The sequence below is a fragment of the Lacticaseibacillus jixianensis genome (assembly GCF_003946485.1).
Classification (GTDB): Bacteria; Bacillota; Bacilli; order Lactobacillales; family Lactobacillaceae; genus Lacticaseibacillus; species Lacticaseibacillus jixianensis.
This window is the reverse complement of sequence record NZ_RHOJ01000016.1, coordinates 1-23,223: the sequence shown is the minus strand read 5'-3', so window position 1 is coordinate 23,223 and position 23,223 is coordinate 1. Positions and strand designations below refer to the sequence as shown.

Annotated in this window: 20 protein-coding genes; 2 read left to right on the top strand and 18 right to left on the bottom strand. The window is 59.2% G+C overall.

Translation table 11 applies throughout. From position 1 onward, the window contains the following. Positions 1–35 precede the first annotated feature (35 nt). On the top strand, positions 36–770 hold the full coding sequence (locus EKM85_RS07615) for an MIP/aquaporin family protein (RefSeq protein ID WP_125585679.1): 735 nt from the start codon (positions 36–38) through the stop codon (positions 768–770). Positions 771–1,253: 483 nt separating this feature from the next. Here the strand turns inward: EKM85_RS07615 and EKM85_RS07610 are convergent, their stop codons facing one another. Both EKM85_RS07610 and racE read right to left on the bottom strand, forming a co-directional pair. Then, positions 1,254–1,769, bottom strand: a complete 516-nt coding sequence (locus EKM85_RS07610; protein WP_125585678.1) for a YfcE family phosphodiesterase — start codon at positions 1,767–1,769, stop codon at positions 1,254–1,256. Beyond that, positions 1,766–3,205, bottom strand: a complete 1,440-nt coding sequence (gene racE, locus EKM85_RS07605) for a glutamate racemase (protein WP_125585677.1) — start codon at positions 3,203–3,205, stop codon at positions 1,766–1,768. The genes EKM85_RS07610 and racE overlap by 4 nt, the downstream gene beginning before the upstream one ends. A 147-nt stretch (positions 3,206–3,352) precedes the next feature. Between racE and EKM85_RS07600 the strand changes: the two genes are divergently transcribed. Then, on the top strand, positions 3,353–3,820 hold the full coding sequence (locus EKM85_RS07600; protein WP_125585676.1) for a YslB family protein: 468 nt from the start codon (positions 3,353–3,355) through the stop codon (positions 3,818–3,820). A gap of 87 nt (positions 3,821–3,907) precedes the next feature. On the opposite strand, the gene trxA is transcribed toward EKM85_RS07600, so the two are convergent. The 16 genes from trxA to adhE form a co-directional block, all read right to left on the bottom strand. Continuing rightward, positions 3,908–4,228, bottom strand: coding sequence for a thioredoxin (trxA, locus tag EKM85_RS07595; RefSeq protein ID WP_125585675.1), 321 nt, complete (start codon positions 4,226–4,228; stop codon positions 3,908–3,910). A gap of 100 nt (positions 4,229–4,328) precedes the next feature. After that, positions 4,329–6,683: an endonuclease MutS2 gene (locus EKM85_RS07590; RefSeq protein WP_125585674.1), complete on the bottom strand. Its 2,355-nt coding sequence runs from the start codon at positions 6,681–6,683 to the stop codon at positions 4,329–4,331. Between the two features lie 90 nt (positions 6,684–6,773). Then, complete coding sequence (locus EKM85_RS07585; protein WP_125585673.1) at positions 6,774–7,304, bottom strand: CvpA family protein; 531 nt, start codon at positions 7,302–7,304, stop codon at positions 6,774–6,776. After that, the gene (locus tag EKM85_RS07580) at positions 7,297–7,542 is read right to left on the bottom strand and encodes a cell division protein ZapA (protein ID WP_125585672.1); all 246 of its coding nucleotides are present in this window, start codon (positions 7,540–7,542) and stop codon (positions 7,297–7,299) included. The genes EKM85_RS07585 and EKM85_RS07580 overlap by 8 nt, the downstream gene beginning before the upstream one ends. A 53-nt stretch (positions 7,543–7,595) precedes the next feature. Further along, a complete protein-coding gene (locus tag EKM85_RS07575; RefSeq protein ID WP_125585671.1) occupies positions 7,596–7,916 on the bottom strand; it encodes a DUF1292 domain-containing protein in 321 nt (106 codons plus the stop codon). 13 nt (positions 7,917–7,929) lie between these two features. Continuing rightward, positions 7,930–8,352 carry a Holliday junction resolvase RuvX gene (gene ruvX / locus EKM85_RS07570; protein WP_125585670.1) on the bottom strand — a complete coding sequence of 141 codons (423 nt, stop codon included), beginning with the start codon at positions 8,350–8,352 and terminating at the stop codon, positions 7,930–7,932. Then, complete coding sequence (locus EKM85_RS07565; RefSeq protein WP_125585669.1) at positions 8,352–8,612, bottom strand: IreB family regulatory phosphoprotein; 261 nt, start codon at positions 8,610–8,612, stop codon at positions 8,352–8,354. The genes ruvX and EKM85_RS07565 overlap by 1 nt, the downstream gene beginning before the upstream one ends. A 198-nt stretch (positions 8,613–8,810) precedes the next feature. Further along, on the bottom strand, positions 8,811–11,450 hold the full coding sequence (gene alaS / locus EKM85_RS07560) for an alanine--tRNA ligase (RefSeq protein ID WP_125585668.1): 2,640 nt from the start codon (positions 11,448–11,450) through the stop codon (positions 8,811–8,813). 329 nt (positions 11,451–11,779) lie between these two features. Then, entirely contained in the window at positions 11,780–12,715 is a 936-nt protein-coding gene (locus EKM85_RS07555; RefSeq protein WP_125585667.1) for a hypothetical protein, read from the bottom strand. Between the two features lie 21 nt (positions 12,716–12,736). Continuing rightward, positions 12,737–14,083: a DEAD/DEAH box helicase gene (locus EKM85_RS07550; RefSeq protein WP_125585666.1), complete on the bottom strand. Its 1,347-nt coding sequence runs from the start codon at positions 14,081–14,083 to the stop codon at positions 12,737–12,739. Between the two features lie 6 nt (positions 14,084–14,089). Beyond that, entirely contained in the window at positions 14,090–15,037 is a 948-nt protein-coding gene (locus EKM85_RS07545; RefSeq protein WP_125585665.1) for a DHH family phosphoesterase, read from the bottom strand. After that, complete coding sequence (locus tag EKM85_RS07540) at positions 15,034–16,359, bottom strand: DRTGG domain-containing protein (protein WP_125585664.1); 1,326 nt, start codon at positions 16,357–16,359, stop codon at positions 15,034–15,036. The genes EKM85_RS07545 and EKM85_RS07540 overlap by 4 nt, the downstream gene beginning before the upstream one ends. Before the next feature lie 50 nt (positions 16,360–16,409). Beyond that, positions 16,410–17,507, bottom strand: coding sequence for a DNA polymerase IV (gene dinB / locus EKM85_RS07535; protein ID WP_125585663.1), 1,098 nt, complete (start codon positions 17,505–17,507; stop codon positions 16,410–16,412). Positions 17,508–17,606: 99 nt separating this feature from the next. Continuing rightward, on the bottom strand, positions 17,607–19,085 hold the full coding sequence (gene zwf / locus EKM85_RS07530; protein ID WP_125585662.1) for a glucose-6-phosphate dehydrogenase: 1,479 nt from the start codon (positions 19,083–19,085) through the stop codon (positions 17,607–17,609). Between the two features lie 29 nt (positions 19,086–19,114). Beyond that, positions 19,115–19,759, bottom strand: coding sequence for a metal-dependent transcriptional regulator (locus EKM85_RS07525; protein WP_125585661.1), 645 nt, complete (start codon positions 19,757–19,759; stop codon positions 19,115–19,117). Between the two features lie 112 nt (positions 19,760–19,871). Then, on the bottom strand, positions 19,872–22,478 hold the full coding sequence (adhE, locus tag EKM85_RS07520; protein WP_125585660.1) for a bifunctional acetaldehyde-CoA/alcohol dehydrogenase: 2,607 nt from the start codon (positions 22,476–22,478) through the stop codon (positions 19,872–19,874). Positions 22,479–23,223: the final 745 nt, after the last annotated feature.

The following is a 23,223-nucleotide window of genomic DNA, read 5'->3' as shown; positions in this document are numbered from 1 at the left end:
CGGTTTCAGAAAACAGGCAGATGGAGGCGTAAAAAATGACGTACGATCTTTGGACCCGACTCTTCGCAGAGTTTATGGGGACGGCCATCATGGTCGCGCTGGGAAATGGCTCAGTCGCCAATGTGGACTTGAAAGGCACCAAAGGTAATGGCTCGGACTGGATGTTGATCGCGGTTGGGTACGGTGCCGGGGTCATGATCCCAGCCATGATGATTGGCGGGATCTCTGGCAATCACATCAACCCCGCCTTCACCCTCGGCCTGGCCGTGGCCGGAATGTTTCCATGGGCAGAAGTAGTGCCTTACCTCATCGCTCAGTTTGCAGGTGCGCTGTTCGGCCAGATGTGGGTCGTGGCCGCTTACAAGCCGCACTACGACTTGACCACCGACCCACGACATATTCTGGGGACTTTCTCCACCATTAACGCGACTTCAAGCAAGCTCAACGGCTTCATCAATGAATTTATTGGTTCTTTCATTCTTTTCTTTGGCGCCTTGGGCATCACAAAAGCCCCGTTCTTCCAGAATAACCTGGGCACCGCCCACATGGCCCTAGGCTTTTTAGTTGCTACTCTGGTCGCGTCGTTTGGCGGCCCCACCGGCCCGGCGCTTAACCCAGCGCGGGACCTCAGTCCGCGAATCTTGCACGCCCTGTTGCCGCTCAAACACAAGGGCACCTCGGACTGGGGCTACGCCTGGGTGCCGGTGGTGGCGCCGATCCTCGCTGCCATCACTGCGGTCCTGCTGTACAAGAGCGTGTTCCTGCGCTAATTCATGTTGATCACCACCAAGGAGGCGCCGGCGGGCGGCCTCCTTTTTTGTAGGGTGCGCAGGGCTGGCGAACTTAGGCCGATGACATGCCACTACGCATGTCACCCTGTATGCCATGAATGGCTACAGGGTGATCATCGCCCGGTGCTTTGCCTGCAGGGCAGGTGAAGCGCCGGGCGTAGCAGGGCATGCGGCCGTTGCCAGCCCGGAAGCCCAACTACAGGGTGCGTAGGCTTGGCGCTTTTAGCCCGACAGCTAGCCTAGCTCAAGTCATTGCCGGCGTCTTTTGCGGGCGAGGGCTTGAGCGTAGCTAGATGCTCGGGCGTTGCCGAGCCGAAGCCCAACTACAGAGTGCGCAGGGCCGGCGTAATCGGGCTCCAAGTTCGCAACGCGGGGACAGCTAAAAACGCGAACTCTGCGCACCTTGAAGAACAAAAAAGCCCCAAGCCACTACTGTGGTTTGGGGCATCGAACTGGTGACAATTAGCGCGTGAACGTCCTGGCCAAGCCCGGCGCCGGGCGGCCGTTGCGCAAGTAGTACGTGACGCGAAAGCGCGCTGCCGTGCTTTCAATCACCGCGTAGGTCCCGCCGAGGGGCGCAAACTCGCCGCGCGGCTGGCTGATACTGCCGGGGTTAAGGGTCAAGATCCCTTGGTGCATTTCCACGCCCAGCGCATGCGTGTGGCCAAAAATCGCCACCTGCGCCCCCGCCTTCTGGGCCGCCTCAAGCAGCATACTCAGCGAAAAGCCCACCATTAAGCGGTGCCCGTGCGCCAGAAAAACCGTCACGTCGCCCACCGTCAGCGTGCGCGTCAGCGGGAAGGCCGAATCGAAATCCATGTTGCCCCGCACGGCCTGATAGTGCGTGAAAATAGGATCGGCGGCCGCAAACTCTGAATCGCCAGCGTACAGGTACGCATCTGCATCCGGCTGCTGGGTCAAAATTGTCTCAAGGATCTTGTGGTCGCCGTGCGTGTCGCTGACTGCCACCAGCTTCATTCCGCTGCCTCCTTGTACCACTTCTGCCACTTGGCCTCAAGCGCCCGCATTGCGTTGCCACGGTGGCTGATCCGATTTTTCTCCTGTGGGCTAAGTTCAGCCATCGTCTTGTCAAGCTGAGGCAAGTAGAAGTACGGATCGTACCCAAAGCCGTTATCACCGCGCGGCACGCCTGTGATCCGGCCACTGACGCTGCCACTAACGACCAGGTCCTCGCCCGGTCGGTTGGGTTTGGCGAACACCAGCGTTGTATGGAACGTCGCGGTGCGTTTTTCGCTTGGGACCTCGGCCAGGTTCGCAATCAACTTCGCGTTATTAGCCGCATCGTTGTGGCCTTGGCCCGCATAGCGTGCGGAGAACACGCCGGGGGCGCCGTCCAACGCATCGACCATGAGCCCCGAATCGTCGGCCACCACCGGCAGCTCAAGCGCCCTGGCGTACCCGTCCGCCTTCAGCCGCGCATTCTCCTCGAACGTCTGACCGGTTTCCGGCACACTGGGCACGGCCGGAAAATCCGCCAGGCTCTTCACTGTCAGGCCATCAGCCTCAAACATGGCCGCCAGTTCCCTGACCTTACCCGCGTTTTTGGAAGCAATCACCACGGTGCGCGGTGGCTGCTTGGCCAGGGTTTTGGGCTCCTGATCGATGACCACCCGGCTGGCCTTCACGGTCAGGTTCAGCCAGTTGCCGGCGATGAGGTCGAACATCTCGGCGTTGCCAGTCGTGTAAAAGGTCTTAGTCGCCGGCGCTTTGCCATCCGCGGCAATATCAAAGTAATCCAGCAGCATCGAGACTTCACTGACCGCTTCGGCCCCCGAATCGATCAGGGTGACTTCATCCCCCATCACGTTTTGAATCAGCGGCCGCAGCAGCGGGTAGTGCGTGCAACCCATCACCAGCGTGTCGATGTCTTGATGCAGCAGCGGCTGCAGCGTTTCAGCCACGACCCGCTTGGCCACCGGCGAGGTCATTTCGTTCGACTCCACCAGCGGGACAAACTTCGGGGCGGCCAGTTCGGTGACGGTCACCTGCTTGGCCTTGCCGCGAATCGTATCGCCGTATGCATGGCTGCGCACCGTGCCTTCCGTGCCGATCACCCCGATGTGATTGGTCTTGGTGGCCTTGATCGCCGCCCGCGATCCTGGCACGATCACGCCGACGACCGGGATCTCAAGCTTTTTTCGCACCTCCGGCAGCGCCGCCGCAGTAGCGGTGTTGCAAGCGATCACGAGCATTTTAATGTGTTTCTGAAGCAGGAAGTTCACCATCTGCCAGGTGAAGTCGCGCACCTGCGCCGCCGGCCGCGGACCGTACGGCAGGCGCGCCTGGTCGCCTAAGAAGACGACACTTTCGTTGGGCAATTGGCGCAGCGCCTCTTTGACCACAGTCAGGCCGCCCACGCCGGAATCGATGAACCCAATTGGTTGGTTGTTCATTATTTCCCTCCGTCTGAAAAGTTCTGAACCTTCATTGTGCGGCACTCCCGAAAAAAATTCAAGACGGCAGGCCGGCGCTGTTTTTCCCCTCGAGATTTCGGTATACTGAGTAGGAATGCGGCAGATTGCCGCCTTGGGAGGTTGCTCATGGCGAATGGAACATACAAAGATCTACTGACCCTGCCGGCCAACGGGCCACTGTTCGGGCAGCTGATGCTGCGAGACTTGCTGATGCCAGCGCTACTCGGCTCAGAGACTTCAAACATCTCTTATTGGGCTGGCCGCGACCTGGCCCGTAAGCTACCGGTCACTGAAGACGACCTCACGAAGTTGTTCGAGCAGGTGGGTTTCGGGACCCTGACGGCAGTGAGCGCGAAGAAGCAGGAGCGCCACTACCTGCTCTCCGGGGCCGTGGTGGAAACTCGGATCGCCACCTTCAAGGAGCCGGATTTCCGGCTAGAGGCCGGGTTCCTGGCGCAAAGCCTTCAGCAGATCCTTGGCATCGTGGTCGAGGCCAACCCCGTGGTCGAAACCCGCAAGCAGCAGGTCGCCATCACGGTTGCTCTAGATCCAAAGGCGGCGCAACCAGTCGCCCCAGAACCCCTGCACCTGTAAGCACGCGTAATCAGGCGCAATACTGACCTTTGCTTCATACAGAAAAATCCCGGTAAACGCCGCATGCGTTTACCGGGATTTTGTGGTTTAGGCTGGTGTTTTAGTGTACTTATCCAATACGGCGTTCAACTGATCCTTGGTCTGGTAGCCGACGAGCTTCTCGACCACTTCGCCGTCCTTCTTCACGATCAACGTCGGGATCGCCATGATACCAAACGCACCGGGGGTCTCAGGGTTCTGATCAACGTCCATCTTGGTGAATTTGACGTCTCCCCGATCCTGCTCGAGGGCCTCGATTACCGGGCTTTGCATCTTGCAGGGGCCACACCACGTTGCCCAGAAGTCTGTCAGGGTCACCCCAGTGTCAGTTTCTTGCTTGAAATCCTGATCATTTACCACTTTAACCATACGAGTTCCTCCTTGCGCGTGACAGTAACTAACTATCTTACTATTCGTAACCATTGTAGCACGGTCGTCAATCCGTCGCCACTAAATTGTCCGCAATTAACTATTTGAACTGGACGATCGTCGCCCCAGAGCCACCGGCGTTTTGCGGCGCGAAGCCAAATTTTTTCACCTGCGAGTGACGCTTCAGGTACTCGGTAACGCCGTTTCTGATCGCGCCAGTGCCCAGGCCATGAACGATTGTGACCTGCGGGTAGCCGGCCAGCAAGGCGGCGTCGATATACCGATCCAGCCGCGCCATTGCGTCTTCGTAGCGCACTCCGCGCAGGTCCAAGGTCGTTTCCGGACCACTGGTCGCGCCGCCCTTGACGATGGCCATTTGGCGCTTCGGCTCAGGCTTGGGCTCGGCCACCTTTTCCAGATCTGCGGTTTTGATCTTCATCCGTAAAATACCAAGCTGCACGTTCCAGTGGTTTTTGTCCACCTGGTCCAGCAGATCGCCCGTTTGATCGTAAGACAAAACCCGGACCCGGTCGCCGGGGTGCAGCGCCTGTTTTTGTTTCTCGCGGCGCAGCACGCGGTTTTGCGGCTGTGGCTGCTCGCGGTGGAGCTGCTTCAGTGCGGTCGTCGCCTCGATCAGCTGGTTTTCCTTCACGTTGCCGCCTGCTTTTTGCATCTGGCGCAGGTTCGCAATGATCTTGTCCGCCTTTTGCTGGGCCTTATCGACCATGGCGTTGGCCTGCTCGCGGGCTTTATTCAGCTGACCGCTGCGTTCCTGCTCGAAGTCCGCATAGGCCGCCTGCAGATCCGCCAGCAGCTGCTGTGCGGCATCCGTGTCGGCGCGGGCGGCCTTGTACTCGGTCTCCGCGGCCTTCCGCTGGCTTTCCAGATCGGCGATCATGTTGTTCAGATCGTGGCTGTCGTCGGCGATCAAGGCCTTGGCACGGTCGACGATCGCGTCGCTCAGGCCGAGGCGCCGGGAGATGTCAAAAGCGTTGGAGCGCCCAGGCACCCCGATGAGTAGCCGGTAGGTCGGCTGCAAGGTGGCCGCGTCGAATTCCATCGAGGCGTTGATCGTCCCGGGGGTGTTGTAGCCGTATAGTTTCAGCTCCGGGTAGTGCGTGGTCGCGACCACGTCTGCCCCGATGACGCCAACTTCGTCAAGAATCGAGATGGCAAGCGCCGCCCCTTCCTGCGGGTCGGTGCCGGCACCCAACTCGTCAAAGAGCACCAGCGCCTGATCGTCCAGGTGCGCCAGGATGTCAACGATATTGGCCATGTGCCCGGAAAAAGTACTGAGGCTCTGCTCGATGCTTTGCTCATCGCCGATATCGGCGAAGACTTCCGAGAACACGCCGATGGTACTTTCCTCGGCCGCCGGAATGAATAAGCCGGCCTGACCCATCAGCTGCAACAGGCCCAACGTCTTCAGCGTGATGGTCTTCCCGCCGGTGTTGGGACCGGTGACCACGATGGCCTGGTAATCTTTCCCAAGCACAATGTCGTTTGGCACCACCTTATGGGGATCCAGCAGCGGATGGCGCGCCTGCAACAAGTCGACCTCATTGTGCGGCGCCACCAGCGGCTCCGTTGCTTTGAGCTCGCGGGCATAGCGGGCCTTCGCATTAATGAAATCAAAATGGCCCAGCACCGCCGCATTACGGGCGATCTGCTTAGTGTAAGGGGCCACTTCTTCAGACAGGGCCGCCAGCACCCGCGCGATCTCCTGCTGTTCTTCGATTTGCGCCTCACGCAGCCGGTTGTTCATGTCCACAATGGCTTGCGGCTCGATGAACAGTGTTGCCCCGGAGGCACTTTGATCGTGCACGACCCCAGGGACCTGGCCGCGTGAGTCGGAGCGTACCGGGAGCACAAAGCGGTCGTCGCGCAGCGTGATGATCGGATCCGACAGGTACTTGGCCAGTTTGCCGTGAACGTAGGAATCCATCCGGCTACGGATATTGGCCTCCAGCTGGCGGATCTGATTGCGTACGGCGCGCAGGGTGTCGCTGGCCTCATCGGTCAGGTTACCCTCTTCGTCGACCGCCGTGTACAGCCGGCGCGCCAAGGCGGGCAGCACCGTCAGCTGTTCCTGCAGTTGGTAAACGCGGCGCAGCTCGATCTTGTCCGTCATCTCGGTCAAAAAATCGTCGACGGCACTGACACTGCGCAAGACCCGGGTCAACTGCGCCAGCTCCTTGCCGTTCAGCGTCGCCCCGATCGCCACCCGCTTCAGCGCCGGGCCAACGTCGGTCAGCTCTGGTAGCGGAATACCGCCCTTCAGCCGCAGCAGCGCGGCGCCGTCTGCGGTTTCATCCAGGGCTTCTTGGACCTGGTCGCGGTCAGCCGTCGGCATCAGCGCCTGAACGCGCGCCTGACCGGCCGCTGTAACCACCAGCTTGCCAAGGGCGGCCCTGATCTGGTCAAACCCCAAGGTGGTGAGAATTTTTTTATTCATGATAATACTCCTTAGAAATGCTAAAACCAGCACCCATAAAGTGCTGGTTCATTTACAAGCGGTCGCAGTGCCGGGCAACCCCGCACACGCTCAGAGCCACATGGCAGTGACCCAGTTGGTGAGGCCAATGGAATAACGCACGATGGTTCGTGCCATGAATGAATTAGCGAGCATGTCCTGCAGTCCGGCCAGCGGGATCAAGGCGACGACGTACAACATCATAAAAATGAATATGTAGCCCATCACCAGGTTCAACACCCCACCAGTGATCAAGCTGGCTTGGTCGGCGCCGCGGTACTTTAGGTCATGGACCCAAAGCGCAGCGAACCGCGTGAGCAGCCAGCCCGCCGCCAGCACCAGCAAAAAGCCGATTCCGCGGTAAAAGGCACTGTCCAGAGTCAGTCCCACCTGATTAGAGAAGAAGACAAAGCGGCTGGACTGGGTGGCCGACGGGTACGGGACCCAAAGCGACAACGCCTGGCCCACCGGCCGGTACAGCAGCGTGGCCACCACCAGTGAAAGCAGGTAACCACCCACGTGGACCAGCTGAAGCCACAGCCCGCGCTCGGCGCCCGCGTAAAAGAAATACGCCAACACGGCGATGATCGCAAGGCTAAGCATCCGTTTCCTCCGTTTTCTGCTTGGCGGCCTCAGCCGTGACCTGATCAGACATGACGTTGAACGCCAGCAGCACCGCCGCGTCCTCCTTCGTCAGCTTGGGCGCCGCCTCGCGGAGCGCAGCGAGCCGCTGGTTGAGCAGGGCCGTGACTGCTTGAAAGTGCGCAGTCGACCCCGGCCCGATGATCGTGTATTCTTTTCCGTCAATCTCAGCCTTAAATCGCCGTTTGCGCTCAGTCATTGCCGCTTTCCCTCCAAAAAAATACCGCGCCTGATCTCGGCGCGGCCTGCCGGTTATTCGCCGTCTTCGTCCTCATCAGCCAAGAAGGTGTTGAGCACCTCTTCGACCATGTCCCATTCGTCGTCGTCTTCGATCGGGTAAAGATCACCCGAGCTGGCGTCGCCGTTCTCGTCCGGGGTGAACGCGAAGGCCTGGATGTCGACTTCTTCGTCATCACTGGCGCTTTCCGGGTAAAGCAACACGTAACTCTTGCCGTAGTCCTCTGAGTCAAAGGTGAACAAGACCTGGTAAAGTTCTTCGTTGCCATTAACGTCCACCAGCGTGATCAGCTGCTGATCGTCGCCTTCGTGCACGTGATTGTTTTCTTCTGCCATGATGGCCTCCTTGTCAGCGGCTGTGCAGATCCAGGTAATTCTGCAGGATCAGCTGGGCCGCCAGTTTGTCGATGACTTGTTTTTGACGTTTGCGCGAGGCGTCTGCCTCTTCGATCAGCATCCGGCTCGCTTCGACGGTAGTCAGACGCTCGTCGGTGTACGCGACAGGCAGACTAAACCGGTCCGCCAGCATCTGGCCGTACGCCTTGGCCTTTTCCACCCGCGGGCCTTCAGTATTATTCATATTCTTGGGGAGCCCCACAACAAAGTTAGTCACCTCATATTGGGTGACTAATTCGCCGACGCGCGCCAACCCGAAATCTTCCTTATCCTCGTTGATCCGGATGATCTCAAGTCCTTGCGCCGTCCACCCCAACGGATCGGAGACTGCCACCCCCACCGTACGGGATCCAACATCCAGCCCCATGTAGCGCACTAGCCTTTCTCCTTACCGAGGTAGTTGCGAACAAGCTCCTCGATGATCACGTCGCGTTCGAACTTGCGAATCAGGTTCCGCGAGTCATTGTACCGCGGGATGTAGGCCGGATCGCCTGAAATCAGGTAACCGACGATCTGGTTGATCGGGTTGTAGCCCTTTTCCTCAAGGGACTTGTAAACCGTTGCCAGCGTCTCGTGGACATTTTTCGGATTATTCTCCGGAAAATCAAAATGAACGGTTTGATCTAATGTGCTCATTCCAAACACCTCTATTCCTTCCAGCTATCCCTATTTTACTTGAAAGCCCGCTAAAGTACAACGACCGCACCGGCGAGCGGGCCCCGTGCCACTGCGCTTTCTTGACGATAAGGGGGGTCTAGTGCGCATTACATTTTCATTGCAAAGGAAAAGCCGCAGGCCTGAGCCTGCGACTTCTCCACCGGAGGTAAAGGCGCATCACTTCGCCGCCAGCACCTCGTGGGCCTGCTTCAAAGCGGTTGGAATCCCAGCCGCCTGCTTGCCGCCGGCCTGCGCCATGTCGGGCCGGCCGCCGCCGCCGCCGCCAATGGCCGGGGCAATGGCTTTGATCACGTCGCCCGCCTTGACGCCTTGGGCGATCGCGTCCTGGCTGGCCGCGACCAGCAAGCTGACCTTCTCACCGCTGGCGGTGGCCAGGACCAGAATGTCAGACGCGTTCTTTGCACGCCACTGATCAGCGAGGTCCCGCAGTTCTTTCATCCCCGCCACGTTCAGCTGCTTGGCAATCAGCGTGTACTGGCCTGCCTGCTCGGCGTGGTCGAAAATACCGGCAGCGGCCTGGTTGGCCAGTTTAGCCTGCAAGCCCTCGACAGTCTTCTGACTGGCTTTCAGCTCCTGCTGGAGGCTTTCGACCTTCGCCGGCACGCCGGCCACCTGGTCAAGCTTCAAGACTGCAGCGGTATGCGCCAGCTCGTCTTGCTGCTTGGTCAAGTACTCGTAGGCTTCCTTAGACGTCACGGCCTCAATGCGCCGAATGCCCGCACCGATCCCGGACTCGCCGGTGATCTTGAACAGCCCCAGCGCCGCGGTATTCTGCGGGTGGGTGCCGCCGTCAAACTCGCGGTTGAAATCACCGATCGTTACGACCCGGACCGTCTCGCCGTACTTATCGCCGAACATCGCAATGGCGCCTTGCTTTTTGGCCTCTTCGATCGGCATCTCTTTCCACGTGATCGGCAGCTGCCGCCAGATCTGCTGGTTGACGACCGTTTCAACCGCGCGCAGCTGCGCATCCGTGACCTGGCCAAAGTTCGTGAAGTCAAAACGCAAATAGGTCGGCTCGACCAACGAGCCAGCCTGGTGCGTGTGCTCGCCCAGAACCTGCCGCAGGGCCTGATCCAGCAGGTGAGTCGCGGTGTGGTTCATCGAGACCTTCTTGCGCCGCTCAACGTCGACCTTCAAGGTGTAGGTCTCACCCTTTTTCAAGGTGTTTTCGACCTCAACCGTGTGCAGGTTCTGACCATTTGGCGCGTGCTGGACGTCGGTGACCTTGGCCACCAGCGCCCCGCCTGCGTCCAGGATCTCGCCGTGGTCGGCGACCTGGCCGCCCATTTCGGCGTAAAACGGCGTCTGATCAAAGATCAGCTGCGCCACACCGCCGGTGACCCGGTCTTGCTCCTGATCATCCTGAATCAGGTCGGTCAACTTCGCATCGTCCTGCAGGTCAGTCCAACCCGTGAACTTGCTGGCGGTCTTAATGGCCATCAACGTTTTGTCCTGACTGCCCATTGACTGGGCATCGCCGCGAGCGGCGCGCGCCCGGGTCCGCTGGGCTTCCATGTTTTCTTCGTAGCCCTTCATGTCGACATCGATGCCCTGATCTGACGCGATTTCCTTGGTCAGCTCAACAGGGAACCCGAACGTGTCAAACAGCTTGAAGGCCGTCGCCCCTGGCACCACTGTTTCGCCTTTAGCCTTGAGGCCGGTAATGGTTTGGTTCAGCAGACTTAGCCCGGCGTCCAGCGTCTCGGCAAAGCGATCTTCTTCAGACCGGATCACCTTTTGGATAAACGCCTTATTGCGGTTGATCTCCGGATAGTAGCTGGCCATGATATCGCCAACGACCGGCACAAGCTTGTACAGGAACGCCTCCTTGATGCCAAGCCGGCGGCCGTTGACCGCGGCCCGCCGAATCAGGCGCCGCAGCACGTAGCCGCGGCCTTCGTTGCTTGGCAAAGCCCCGTCGCCGATGGCGAACGTGACGGTCCGGGCGTGGTCGGCAATGATCTTGAAGGCCACATCGTCGCGGCCGCCTTGGCCATAGGTCTTGCCGGCCGAGAGCTGTTCGGTCGCCTTGATGATCGGCAAGAACAGGTCAGTTTCAAAGTTGGTCTTAGTGCCCTGAATGACCGAAACAAGGCGTTCGAGGCCCATCCCAGTATCGATGTTCTTGTGCGGCTGGTCGACGTAGCGGCCGTCCGGCAGGTGATTGTACTGCGAAAAGACGATGTTCCAGATCTCCTCGTAGCGCTCGTTTTCGCCGCCTGGATAGTTCTCTGGGTCGTCTTCCGCCAGGTTGTTAAAGCTTTGCCCGCGATCGTAGAAGATCTCAGTATCCGGACCCGATGGGCCTTCGCCGATGTCCCAGAAGTTGTCTTCAACTTCATAAATGTGAGAAGCCGGCACCCCGGTCTTCTCCCACAGCGCCTTGGCATCCTTGTCCTTGGGATAAACCGTGACGTAGAGCTTATCCTTATCCAGCCCCAGCCACTGGTCCGACGTCAAAAATTCCCACGCCCAGGGAATGACCTCTTTTTTGAAGTAATCACCAACACTAAAGTTGCCGAGCATTTCAAAGAAGGTCAGATGCCGCGCCGTTTTACCGACGTTTTCAATATCGTTGGTCCGAATCGACTTCTGCGCGTTCGTGATCCGCGGGTTCTTCGGGACCACCGTGCCATCAAAGTACTTCTTCAGGGTGGCGACCCCGGAGTTGATCCACAGCAGGGTCGGATCATCGACTGGGATCAGGCTGGCGCTGGGTTCGACCGCGTGGCCCTTGGACTTAAAGAAGTCGAGAAACATCTGGCGGATCTCGCCGCTTGAAAGTTTTTTCATGCTATCCTCCTTGGCAAAAGAAAAAACACCACTGCATTCCAAGGACGCTTGCGCGCGGTACCACCTTGGTTGCAACGATGTTGGTCGTTTACCACTTCATTGATTGATTATCTTAGTCAGATCAGGGAGCACAGGAGCCGGTCCGCTATCGCCTCACACCGCCCGGCGACTTTCTGAAAACGGCGACGACCCTGCATGTCCTAACAAAGTTTCATTATACGAACCGGGCTGCGGCGTGTCAATATCGCAGCGGGCCTCGGCTAAAAAGCCAGCGGCCGCACCCACGCAGCGGGCCATCAAGTGGCCGCCGCGGCGAATACCCGCCGCAGTCAGTTCAGCTCGACCTTGGCGATCTTGCGGTAACGCATGGTGGCAAAATCGCCCAGCCGCGTACGGTAAAATGGCGACAGCGGCAAGAGCGCTTGGCCGGTCGCCCCTGACGCCACCGGGGCGCTTTTGGCAAAGGCGCTGCGCACGAGCTCTGCCCCGCTGCGCAGAACCGGCACCGTGAGGCCAAAGCGGTTGGGGACGTAACGCAAACCCGGTTCAGGCAGCCGATTGCCCCAGCCAAACAGGGAATCAAGTCCTCCGCTCATCAGGTACTCGTACTCGCGCTCATCCGGCAAGCCGAAGCCAAACCGGGACAGGTGCTTGACGAGCCCGGCCTGGTCCCAGTCACGCTTGACGGCGATTTGGTAAACATGTTCTCCGGCCAGTCGCAGCACCACCGCATCGTCGGCTAGCCGCGGCGCAAACGCCGACTTGCCTTGCGGCGCTAGACTGGCGCTCTTAGGGCGCAGCAGGGTCAACACGCGATTTTTGACCGGCATGTACGCCAGGTGATCGCCGGCAAAGACCTGAGTGGTCAGATCGATCGTGCCGATGACGGCCTCGTCGGTGCGCACACTGGCCCTGGCGACCAGCATCGGCGGCATGTCGCGGACCGCGGCCGGACTGAGGTGGGCCGCCGCGCTGGGCGCAGCGACGCCCAAGGCGGCCAGTGCGTCTTGCATCTGCGTCGGCACCGGATCCTGGATCCCCAGCGCGACGTTTGGCATGCCGGGCACAAAGCGCATCCATTCCCCACCAATCAAGATGTCGAAGGTGCTCAGGTGATTGCCGAAGTAGTCCACGGCCACCGGCACGATCGCATCAAGCGCCAGCAAGGGACTGAGAAAATAGCGACCAAGCTGCGTGACAATGAAGCGCCGCCGGTCTTCCGTCAGTGCATTCCACTCCGAAAGCATCAGTTCCACTTTTGCCATGATTCACCTCACCAGCGCCGGTTACTGTTGACCCTTTTTCGCCTTGCGCGCAGAACGGGCGGCGTTGCGCTTTTCCACCCGGTTATTGAACCACGCTTCTTTTTCGGCGGCCTTGCGGATCTTCTTCTTGTAGCCAGGCATCTTCTTCTTGGCTTCCTTAGCGGCCATTCCGGCGATCTTGCCGGAAACTGGGGCGGCCTTCTTCTGGCGCCGAATGCGGCGGTTGCGGTCGTATGAATCGACCAGCTCGCCGGCCTTTAGTGCCTTAGGGGTAAAGTGCACGCCCATGTGCTCAAGCTCGGCGATCTGCGCCTCCTGCCCGGGCTCGTAAAGCGTGACGGCCACCCCAGGCTGGCCATTGCGGCCCGTCCGCCCGACGCGGTGGATGAAGAACTCGTTATCCTTCGGCAGCTCAGCATTGATCACCAAAGACACGCCGTCGATGTCGATCCCGCGCGCCGCCAGGTCGGTGGCGACCACGTACTGGTACTTGAGTTCGCCGATTTGCTTCATCACCTGCCGGCGCCGCCGAGGCTCCACGCCGCCGTGGATCTTGGCGACCTTCAGGCCCTGATCGGTCAGGTACTTGTGCAACCCGTCAACGGCCGTCTTCGTGTTGGCAAAAATCAGGACCAAGAAGGGCTCCCCCATCGTGGCCAGCTTGTAGATCAGTGCGTTGCGGTCGCGGGCAGGGACCTGCATCAGGTCATTTTCGACGGTGTCGGCGATGACGGTTTGCGGCTTCAGTTCAATGATGGTCGGATTGGCCATGTATTTTTTCAAAAACGGTTGGAGTTTCTGCGGAATGGTGGCCGAAAAGACTGCCATCTGCAGGTCTTCACCAAACTGGCCAGCGATTTGATCCACGGTGGCTAAAAAGCCCATGTCCAGCGTCATGTCCGCTTCGTCGACCACGAACATCTTCGCGGTGTATGCAGCCAGCGCGTGGTCCGAGATCAGATCCAGCAGGCGGCCTGGCGTCCCGATGGCGACATGCGGCTGCTTGCTCGCCAGTTTCTCTTCCTGACGGCCCTTGTCCGTTCCGCCGACGTAGCGTTGCACGCGCAGCGTCGGGGCAAACTGCACCAAGCTTTCTGCCACTTCGTAAAGCTGATCAGCTAACTCCCGCGACGGGGCGGTGATCACCAGTTGCACCTCGTCTTTGTCCGGATCGACCCGGGTCAACAGCGGTAAGAGAAACGCGTGCGTCTTCCCTGAGCCAGTTTGGCTCTGACCCACCACGCTTTCACCGCGCAGCAACGCCGGGATCACCTTTTCCTGGATGGGAGTCGGCGCCGTGATGTGATCGGCGTCCAGCGCCGAAATCAAAAACGGCGCAAGTTGGTATTGTTTGAATTGATTGGTCATGGGATCCTACTTTCTGAATGCTGCGGTCAAAGCGTCTAATTCCTGGGTGATCTGCGCAATTTCGGTCTCGTCTGCGGCCTTGGCCCCGCTGGCCAGCGGATGGCCGCCGCCGCGGTGCGCCTTGGCCAGCCCGTTAATGACCGGGCCCTTGGAGCGCAGGTTGACCCGGTATGGTTCGCCGGCCTGCTCCACAAACAGCGCCCAAGCGATCACTTCACCCAGCCGGCCCGGTGTGCCCACCGCCGCGTGCACCTCGTCTGGCGCGAGCCCCAGGTCTTCGGTGACCACCAGCGGAACAGTGACGGTGGCGGCCCCTGCCGGTGAAATCGTCAGGTGATCGAAGATGTAACTTTGCAGCTTGGCCTGCGGGAAGGTCAGCGCGTTCATCTGATTGTTCAAGCCGGCCGGGTCAAAGTCCTCCTGCACCAGCCGTGCAGCCGCCGCCAGGGTGTGAGGCGTCGTGTTGTTGAAGCGAAAGCGCCCCGTGTCGCCAACAAGGCCCGCGTAAAGCAGGCGGGCACTGGCCGCCGTCAAAAACAGGCGGCGGTCGGAGGCTTGAATCAAGTCGTAGATCATTTCGGACACCGAGCTGGCGTCTTCGTCGACCCACTGCAGGTCGCCAAAGGCATCATCGTTGGGGTGATGATCGATCTTGATCAGCATGGCCCCGCGGTCAAAGCGGTCATCCGCGATCCGCGGCCGATCCGCCGTGTCACACACGATGACCAAGGCGCCGGCGTATGCGTCATCGGGGACTTCCTGCATTGTGCTCAGCCACGCCAGGTCCCCGACACTGCCGCCGACCTGGTACACCGTTTTGCTCGGGTAAGCGGCCCGAATGGCTTCGGCCAGCCCGCCCTGAGAGCCCAGTGCGTCAGGGTCAGGCTTGACGTGCCGGTGAATAATGATCGTGTCGTAACTTTGAATGGCATCAAGAATTTTGGTTTGAATCATCGTGTTGTCCTTTCGAGTAACTGACAGGTCACCAGTGCCAAGGCGGCCATCATGCCGTCCGCGGCCAGTGAAACTTCAAAGACCCCGGTGTGGGAGTTCAGATCCAGCGTCTTGACTTCGATGTGCACCGTCGCTTCCAGTTGAAGCGGCCGAAACGCGTGCAGAGCAAGCTGCTCGATCAAGACGTTGCGGCGACCCTGGGCGTTGAGAAAGTGGGTGACCGCGTAGTTGATGATCTCGTTCAACACCCCAAAGCTCAGGGTGCCGAGTTTGTTCATCATCATCGGGGTCGTGACCAGCGTGTACGCCGCGCCCACCGGTGGGGCCGCGGCCGCCGGCGTGACTGCCCCGGCGACCGAATCGGCAATGGTGGTGCCTTGCGAATTGGTGCCCAGCTCGGCCAAAGCGGAGTAGACCGCCCCGCGAGTGACGATGCCCAGCAGCTGCCAGGAATCATCGACCACGGGCAACACTGAGAGGCCGTTGCCTTGCATCATGTGCCCCACCGCGGTGACGCCGAGGTAAGGCCGCACGGTGATGGCGTCTTTCACCATGATCCGCTCAAGCACCGTTCCCGGCTTTTTGCCGGTAGTCTGCTTCTTGCTGACCATGCCGACCAGGCGGTTTGCCGGCGTCACGATGGGGAGGGCGAAGTCGTTGCGCCCGGCGCGCAGCCGGTTGAAATCGGCCACGGTTTGCTCGGGCTGACCCACTTGGACCTCTGCATCCAGTGGCGTGTAGATTGAGGCGATCGTCAAAATGTCCTGCTTGATCGCCTGATCGGACAGGGCACGGTTGATCATGGTCGCCACGGTAAAGGTATCGTGCGTGGTCTGCATGACCGGCAGCTCCATCTCGTTGGCCAGCCGGATCACCCGGTCGGTGGTCGCAAAGCCCCCGGTGATGAGGACCGCCGCGCCATTTTGAAGCGCCAGCATCTGGGCGTCTTCACGGTTCCCGACGATCACCAGTGAGTTTTTGGTGATGTAGCGCAGCATTTCGTCAGGCGTCATGGCGCCGATGACAAATTTGTCCAGGTGCTTGGCCAGCCCGGCCGAGCCGCCCAGCACCTTGGCGTCGGTCAGGGCGAGCAGTCCGCGGAAGGTCAAGGAGTCGATGTTGTTAAGCGGCTTTTGCTCAATGCGAATCGTGCCGACCCGCTCGATCGTCGAGACGAGACCGGACGTCTCCGCCTCCTTAATGGCGCGGTATGCTGTGCCTTCCGAAACGCGCTGGTCCTTGGCCACTGCGCGGACGGAAATCTTGGTGCCCACCGGCAGGCCGCCGATGTAGGCCAGGATCTGTTCATGTTTGGTTGCCAAGTCCTTCGCCTCACTTTTGTGTTTTCTGTAGTATAACACATGTCAAGCTGTTATATTGGTAGGTCGAGATTCTCGTACTGCTGGGGGTCAAGCCCAGTCACCGTGATCCCGAGCAGCCGGATCTGTTGGGGATGGGTCGTCTCCTGTTCCCACAGCTGCCAGGCTGCCGTCAGGATCGACGCGGCGGAGCGGAAGTAGTGGTCGGCGGTTTGCCGCCGGGTCTGGGTGTTGAAGTCCCCATCGCGCACCTTCAGCACCACCGTCTTGCCGTGCATCTGCTTGCGGGCCAACGCCTCAGCGACCAAGGCGGCCAGCTTCTCCAACTGGGCGCGCACCGCGGCTTCGGACGTCAATAACGCGCGGTAGGTCCGCTCCTTCCCGATCGACTTGGCCGAACGAACCAGGACCGGCCGGTTGTCGACACCGAGCGCATGGCGGTAAAGCTCGTAGCCCATTTTGCCCAGCTTGGCGATCAGCCGCTCCTGGCCGTAAGTCCGCAGCGTCAGGCCGTCCACAATGCCCAGCTCCTGAAGCAGCGGCGCGGTTTTTTTGCCCACGCCGCGAAACTCCTCGATCGGCAGGCGGTCAAGAAACAGCTGCGCCTGCTCCGGCAGAATGACTGTCCGCCCGCGCGGCTTGTTGTACTCGGACGCCTCCTTGGCCAAGAATTTGTTGTACGACAGGCCGATCGAACTGCTCAGGCGGGTCTGCTGATAAATCTGATCTTGGAGCCACAGGGCCAGCTGGATCGTATTCTTAAAGTCGCGGTTGGCCGTGACGTCAAGGTACGCCTCATCGAGCGCCACCGGTTCGATCAAGTCAGTGACCTGGTGAAACAGCTGGTGGATCTGGTGGGAGACTGCCCGGTACTTGTCAAAATCTGGCGTTTTGAACGTCAGCAGCCGCTTGGGTACCAGCTTCAGCGCCTCGTTGGCCAGCATCGCCGAGTGCACCCCAAACTGCCGGGCGACGTAATTAGCCGTGGTCACAACACCCTTGCCGCCGGTTTGGCGCGGATCGTGCGCCATCACCAGCGCCCGCGGCTTCAAGCTGGGATCGTCGCGCTCCTCGATCGAGGCGTAAAAAGCATCCATGTCCACGTGCACGATCTTGCGCGAGGTGTCATTTTGCATTGGGATCTCAAGCATCAAGTCACCCCTTTCGCGGGCAAAAGGGCCGGCACCAAGCCGACCCTCCCTCAAGCACCCGCCGTCAGGCTCACCACCAGCGAACCTGACGCCTTCTTATTAATCGGCTAGCTGCGTGTGCCGCGGCTGCCAGTACCAATCGTGGTCGCCGGCCTTCAGCAGGTCAAACGCGGCCTTGGGGCCCATCGATCCCGCTTCGTAAGTCGGCATGGTCTGGTCCTTGGCCCACGCCTTGGAGATCACATCGACGTAGCGCCACGTCTGCGCCAGCTCGTTCCAGTGGTTAAAGTTGGTCTGATCGCCCGCCAGCACGTCGCCAATCAGCCGTTCATAGGCTTCTGGTGCATCCTTGACCGCCTGGGGCTCGTGGCGCATGTTCAGCCACTCGCGCTCCAGCGTGGTCGTCTCGCCCAGCTTTTTGGCGTTGATCTCCAGGGTGTAACCTTCGTTTGGCTCGATGTAGATGGTCAGCTGATTGCCCTTGACCTGGCCGAACGGGCTGGCGCCGCCCTTCAGCGTCACAGTGACCTGCGTCGACTTGCGCGTCAGGCGCTTGCCGGTGCGAATGAAGATCGGCACGCCGGCCAAGTTGGGATTGTCGGTCAGGATCTTGCCCGCAACGAACGTGTCGGTCATGGAATCTTTGGCCACGCCATCTTCTTCACGGTAGCCAGGGACCGCTTGGCCATCAATGGTGGCCGCCGTGTACTGGGCCCGCACAAAGTTCTGCTTGGCCTCGGCTTCCGTGTAGCGGTGCAGGTCATCGAAGGCCTTCGCCTTGACCTGGTGAATGGCTTCAGGCGTCAGGCTCTTGGGCTCATCCATCGTCAGGTACGCGACCAGCTGCATGACGTGGTTTTGCACCATGTCGCGCAGGGCACCGGCAGTTTCGTAGTAGCCGGCGCGCTCCTCCACGCCCACGGCCTCCGCCAGCGTGATCTGGATATCCTTGATGTAATCCTTGTTCCACACGCCCTTAAGCCATGGGTTGGCAAACCGCAACGCTAAAATTGCCTGCGCCATATCCTTGCCCAGATAATGATCGATCCGGTAGATCTGGTCCTCCTTGAACGTCCCGGTGATCGCATCGTTCAGTGCCTTGGCGCTGGCGTAATCGTGGCCGAACGGTTTCTCAATGATGAGGCGGTTGAAGCCCTGCTCCGTCAGCAACTCTTCAGACTTCAGGTGCGTGGCAATGGTGCTAAAGAAGGTCGGCGCCATGGCCATGTAGTACAGGCGGTTGCCGCCCACCTCGTACTGATCATCGAGTTTGGCTGCCAGCTGCTTCAACGTCACATAGTGGTCAGCGTCTGTCACGTCGTGCGACTGGTAGCAAAAATGCGCGGCAAAGGCGGCGATGGCTTGGTCATCGGTGGCGCCTGCCTCGCGCACCGAGTCCGCCACGATCTGCTGGTAATGATCATCGCTCCAGGGCCGGCGAGCGGTCCCAATCACGGCAAAGTGGTCCTTTAACACGCCGTGCTGAAAAAGCCCAAACAGCGCGGGGTACAGTTTGCGGTGGGCGAGGTCGCCCGAGCCGCCGAACATGATAATGACTGCATTAACTTCTTTACTCATAGTGAAACTGCCACCGCTTTCAATAATCGCTACAATTCAACAAAAATGTGCTCGGCCCGCACTGGATCGATGTCCAGTTCTTTACCGGTTTCCCGCTGCCGGACCCGGATCGCAGCCGCAGTTTTGGCGATCACCTCAAAGTGATCCTCAATCGCCAGCCCCAGCCCAAAAACGTAATCGATCAGTCCCGGCTCGTCCACGATGCGCTCGATGTGACCTTGTGTGCCGACTTGACACTGGCTCAGCGTGACGCGGCTTTGGTCCAAATAATGGCCGTCCTCGTCGGGGATCACACCGCCGTGGGGGCAGTATTTCGGGTTGCCGAGGAACTTGGCCATGCGGGCCGCCATTTCGGGCGTCATTGCGTGCTCCAGCATCTCCGCTTCGGTGTGAACATTGTCGACTGGGTAGCCCAAGTCATTGGTCAAAAAGACCTCCCACAGGCGGTGATTGCGCACCAAAGCAGCCGCGCGCCGCTGGCCACTGGCCGTCAGCTTGATCCCCTGATACGGCGTGTGGGTCACGTACTTCTGCTCCACTAACTTGGTGATCATCTCGCTGACCGACGCGGCCGACACGCTCAGCCCGGCAACGATCTGCTTATTGGAGATCAAGGCGGTGTCGCCGCCCAGCTCGAAAATCATTTTGAGATAATCCTCTTTATTTGGTGTCATACTCATCCTTACTTTCAGTTTATACACACTCTCCATTATGCATGAGTTACACAAAAAAAACACGCCTTTCGACGTGTTCTTCCGGTTCTCAAGACTTGTGAAGAAGAAATGGTTACTTAGTGCCAACGCTTGAAGCAGTGCCTTCGTACTCGTCTAGCACGATTTGCCGCATGTCCGCGATCAACGGCTCGATCGGGTTGGTGACCGTGCAGTTGTCTTCGTAGGCCAGCTCGGCGATGCGATCCACGTTGTCCAGCACGGCTTGCTTCTCGATGCCCTGATCTTTCAGGCTCATCTTGACGCCCACGCGGTGTGCAAGGTCGATGTAGGCCTGGGCGAACGCCTCGACCAACTCGGCCGTGGTGTTGCCCTTGAGGCCCAGGTAACGGGCGATTTCAGCGTAGTCTTCGTCAGCGCGGAAGTAGTTGTACTTGGACCATACGGCGCGTTTCTTCGGCCGGGCCGCGTTGTAGCGAACAATGTGCGGGAAGGTGATCGCGATGCAGCGTCCGTGAGGCAGGTGGAACGTCTGGCCCAGCTTGTGCGCGATACTGTGGTTGATCCCCAGCAGGGCGTTGGCGAAGGCCATCCCGGCGATGGTTGACGCGTCGTGCATCTTCGCCTTGGCTTCCAGGTCGCCGTTGTACGATGCCTCCAGGTTTTCAAAAGCAATCTTCAGTGCTTGCAGTGAAAGGCCGCGGGTGTAGTCACTGGCCATGGTCGAAACAAAGCTTTCGGTAGCGTGGCAGATCACGTCCAGCCCAGTGTCGGCAACGACCTTCGGGGGCACAGTCTCGATAAACTGAGAATCGACCAGTGCGACATCCGGAGTCAACGCGTAGTCAGCCAGCGGGTATTTGATGCCGGTGTCCGAGTCGGTGATGACTGCAAACGGGGTCACTTCAGAGCCAGTTCCTGAGGTAGTCGGAATGCAGACCAGCTTGGATTTAGTCGGCTTAGGGAACTTGTACGTGCGCTTGCGGATATCCAAGAACTTCTGCTTGGCGCCGAAGAAGTCACCATCGCCATCGTAAAACAACCAGATCCCCTTGGCCGCATCCATGACGGAGCCGCCGCCGACCGCGACGATCGCGTCGGGCTTAAAGTCCTTCGCAATCGCGGTGCCTTTGTAAACTGTGTTCGTGGAAGGATCCGGTTCAACGTCCAGGAAGGTCTGGACGTCCACGTTGTTCGTGCGGTTCTTCAACACGTCTTCAACGATGCGGACGTAGCCAAGCTTTTCCATTCCCCGGTCGCCGACGATCAGGACGCGGTCGAGCCCGTCCATCTTTTCCAGGTAGCGGACCGAGTTGCGCTCGAAGTAGATCTTCGGCGGCAGCTTGACCCATTGCATGTTGTTGCGGCGCTTTGCCAGCGTTTTGATGTTAAGCAAGTCGATCGTCCCCACGTTGTGTGAAATTGAGTTGCCACCATAGGAGCCGCAGCCAAGCGTCAGGCTCGGGATCATCTCGTTGTACAGATCCCCAATGCCCCCGAACGTCGATGGGCTGTTGACCAGCACGCGGCAGGCCTGCATTTTATCCGCGTAGTCCAGCGCGAGGTCCTGATCTGCCGTGTGAATGATTGCCGTGTGCCCAAGGCCACCAATGTCGAGCATGGTTTCTGCCAGCTTAAAGGCTTCTTCGTGGTCCTGCGCCTTCATCATCGCCAAAACGGGACTGAGCTTTTCATGGGACAGCGGGTAAGCATCCCCGACCCCCTTGAGCTCGGCGATCAAAATCGTGGTGTCCTGTGGGATCTCAATGCCAGCCCATTCGGCGATCTGCTGAACGCTTTGGCCGACGATCCGCGGGTTAACAGCCATCTTTTCGGTATTGATGACGGTCTCGGTGAACTTCTTCAAGTCCTTTTGCTTGATGAAGTAAGCCCCTTGCGCCTGGAACTCGTTTTTGACCTTATCGTAGATCGGCGCGTCAACGATCACCCCTTGCTCGGATGCGCAGACCATGCCGTTGTCAAAGCTCTTGGACAGGACGATGTCGTTGACCGCCTGCTTGATGTTCGCTGTCGCCTCGATGTAGGCTGGCGCGTTGCCGGCACCAACACCCAGCGCTGGCTTGCCGCTGGAGTACGCGGACTTCACCATGCCAGGACCGCCAGTGGCCAGGATCGTCGCGATGCCTGGGTGATGCATCAACGCCTGGCAAGCCTCAATGCTTGGCTCGGCGATGAACTGCAAGGCACCTTCTGGCAGCCCCACCTTCATCGCTTCGTCGCGGATCACTTCCAGGGCTTTGGCCGAGGATTTCTGGGCGCCGGGGTGGAAGGAGAAGATGATCGGGTTGCGGGTCTTGATGGCAATTTCAGACTTGAACATCACAGTCGAAGTCGGGTTAGTGACCGGAGTGACACCGGCAATGACCCCAATTGGTTCGGCGATCATCGTCAGGCCCTTCTGCTTGTCCTCAGAAATAACACCAACGGTCTTGTTGTCCTTGATCGAGTGCCAGATTTCTTCAGTGGCGAACATGTTCTTGATCGCCTTGTCTTCGTAAACCCCGCGGCCGGTTTCTTCAACCGCCATCTTGGCGAGCTCCATGTGGTGATCCAGGCCAGCGATGGCCATGCGGTGCACGATCTTGTCGATTTTTTCTTGGTCATATGTCTTCAGGACCGCAAGCGCTTCTTGCCCCTTCTTCACGAGCGCATCGATCGTCGTTTCGATGTCGGTTTGCGTTTCTGGCTTCTGTTTGAGCATTGATATCCCTCCACAAGTCTGTCAATTTTTTCGTTAACCATTTCACAAACAATAATATACAGGAGGTATGTGAATTTGTAAACAAATTTGAGTGAAAAATTTCACGGAATTGTTGATAGGCCTTCCCAACGCCCTTAGCATCAGCCTTTTCATTGAAATTTTCTTTAGTGACCGGATGAGCGTAACCGGCTTCATCTAAGTCGATTTTGGCGAAATCATCCACCTAAAGCGATCTGACTTGCGCGCATGAACCCTGCACAGCCAAAATTAGGCTGGCTGTCCCGCTAAAACCGCGAATTCTGCGCACCTTGGCCTAACTGGGCTACGGGTCGACAACGCCCGAGCAGCTAGCTACGCACCAGCCCTCGCCGCCAAAAAACGGCGGCAATGACTGGTGCTATGATCAGCCTGTAGCCGCTCGCGGCGTACAGGCTGACATGCGTAGCGGCTACCCATCCCGCTAAGTGCGCGAACTCTGCGCACCTTGCTCTAATTGGGCTTCGAGTTCGCAACGCGGGAGTGGCTAGCTACGCACCAGCCCTCGCCGCCAAAAAACGGCGGCAATGACTGGTGCTATGATCAGCCTGTAGCCGCTCGCGGCGTACAGGCTGACATGCGTAGCGGCTACCCATCCCGCTAAGTGCGCGAACTCTGCGCACCTTGAACGTGACGAATTGTCAAATCAAGTGCAACTTTTTACCTAGGTAGACTTCAGCTGGTGTCTTCCAGCCCAAGACCTTGCGTG

Coding starts and splice junctions, on each gene's coding strand:
- EKM85_RS07615 (WP_125585679.1), top strand. CDS start 36: ATGACGTACGATCTTTGGACCCGACTCTTCGCAGAGTTTATGGGGACG.
- trxA (WP_125585675.1), bottom strand. CDS start 4,228: ATGGTTAAAGTGGTAAATGATCAGGATTTCAAGCAAGAAACTGACACT.
- EKM85_RS07525 (WP_125585661.1), bottom strand. CDS start 19,759: ATGACACCAAATAAAGAGGATTATCTCAAAATGATTTTCGAGCTGGGC.
- EKM85_RS07610 (WP_125585678.1), bottom strand. CDS start 1,769: ATGAAGCTGGTGGCAGTCAGCGACACGCACGGCGACCACAAGATCCTT.
- zwf (WP_125585662.1), bottom strand. CDS start 19,085: ATGAGTAAAGAAGTTAATGCAGTCATTATCATGTTCGGCGGCTCGGGC.
- EKM85_RS07575 (WP_125585671.1), bottom strand. CDS start 7,916: ATGGCAGAAGAAAACAATCACGTGCACGAAGGCGACGATCAGCAGCTG.
- EKM85_RS07600 (WP_125585676.1), top strand. CDS start 3,353: ATGGCGAATGGAACATACAAAGATCTACTGACCCTGCCGGCCAACGGG.
- EKM85_RS07580 (WP_125585672.1), bottom strand. CDS start 7,542: ATGACTGAGCGCAAACGGCGATTTAAGGCTGAGATTGACGGAAAAGAA.
- adhE (WP_125585660.1), bottom strand. CDS start 22,478: ATGCTCAAACAGAAGCCAGAAACGCAAACCGACATCGAAACGACGATC.
- dinB (WP_125585663.1), bottom strand. CDS start 17,507: ATGCTTGAGATCCCAATGCAAAATGACACCTCGCGCAAGATCGTGCAC.
- alaS (WP_125585668.1), bottom strand. CDS start 11,450: ATGAAAAAACTTTCAAGCGGCGAGATCCGCCAGATGTTTCTCGACTTC.
- EKM85_RS07585 (WP_125585673.1), bottom strand. CDS start 7,304: ATGCTTAGCCTTGCGATCATCGCCGTGTTGGCGTATTTCTTTTACGCG.
- racE (WP_125585677.1), bottom strand. CDS start 3,205: ATGAACAACCAACCAATTGGGTTCATCGATTCCGGCGTGGGCGGCCTG.
- EKM85_RS07550 (WP_125585666.1), bottom strand. CDS start 14,083: ATGACCAATCAATTCAAACAATACCAACTTGCGCCGTTTTTGATTTCG.
- EKM85_RS07545 (WP_125585665.1), bottom strand. CDS start 15,037: ATGATTCAAACCAAAATTCTTGATGCCATTCAAAGTTACGACACGATC.
- EKM85_RS07565 (WP_125585669.1), bottom strand. CDS start 8,612: ATGAGCACATTAGATCAAACCGTTCATTTTGATTTTCCGGAGAATAAT.
- EKM85_RS07590 (WP_125585674.1), bottom strand. CDS start 6,683: ATGAATAAAAAAATTCTCACCACCTTGGGGTTTGACCAGATCAGGGCC.
- EKM85_RS07555 (WP_125585667.1), bottom strand. CDS start 12,715: ATGGCAAAAGTGGAACTGATGCTTTCGGAGTGGAATGCACTGACGGAA.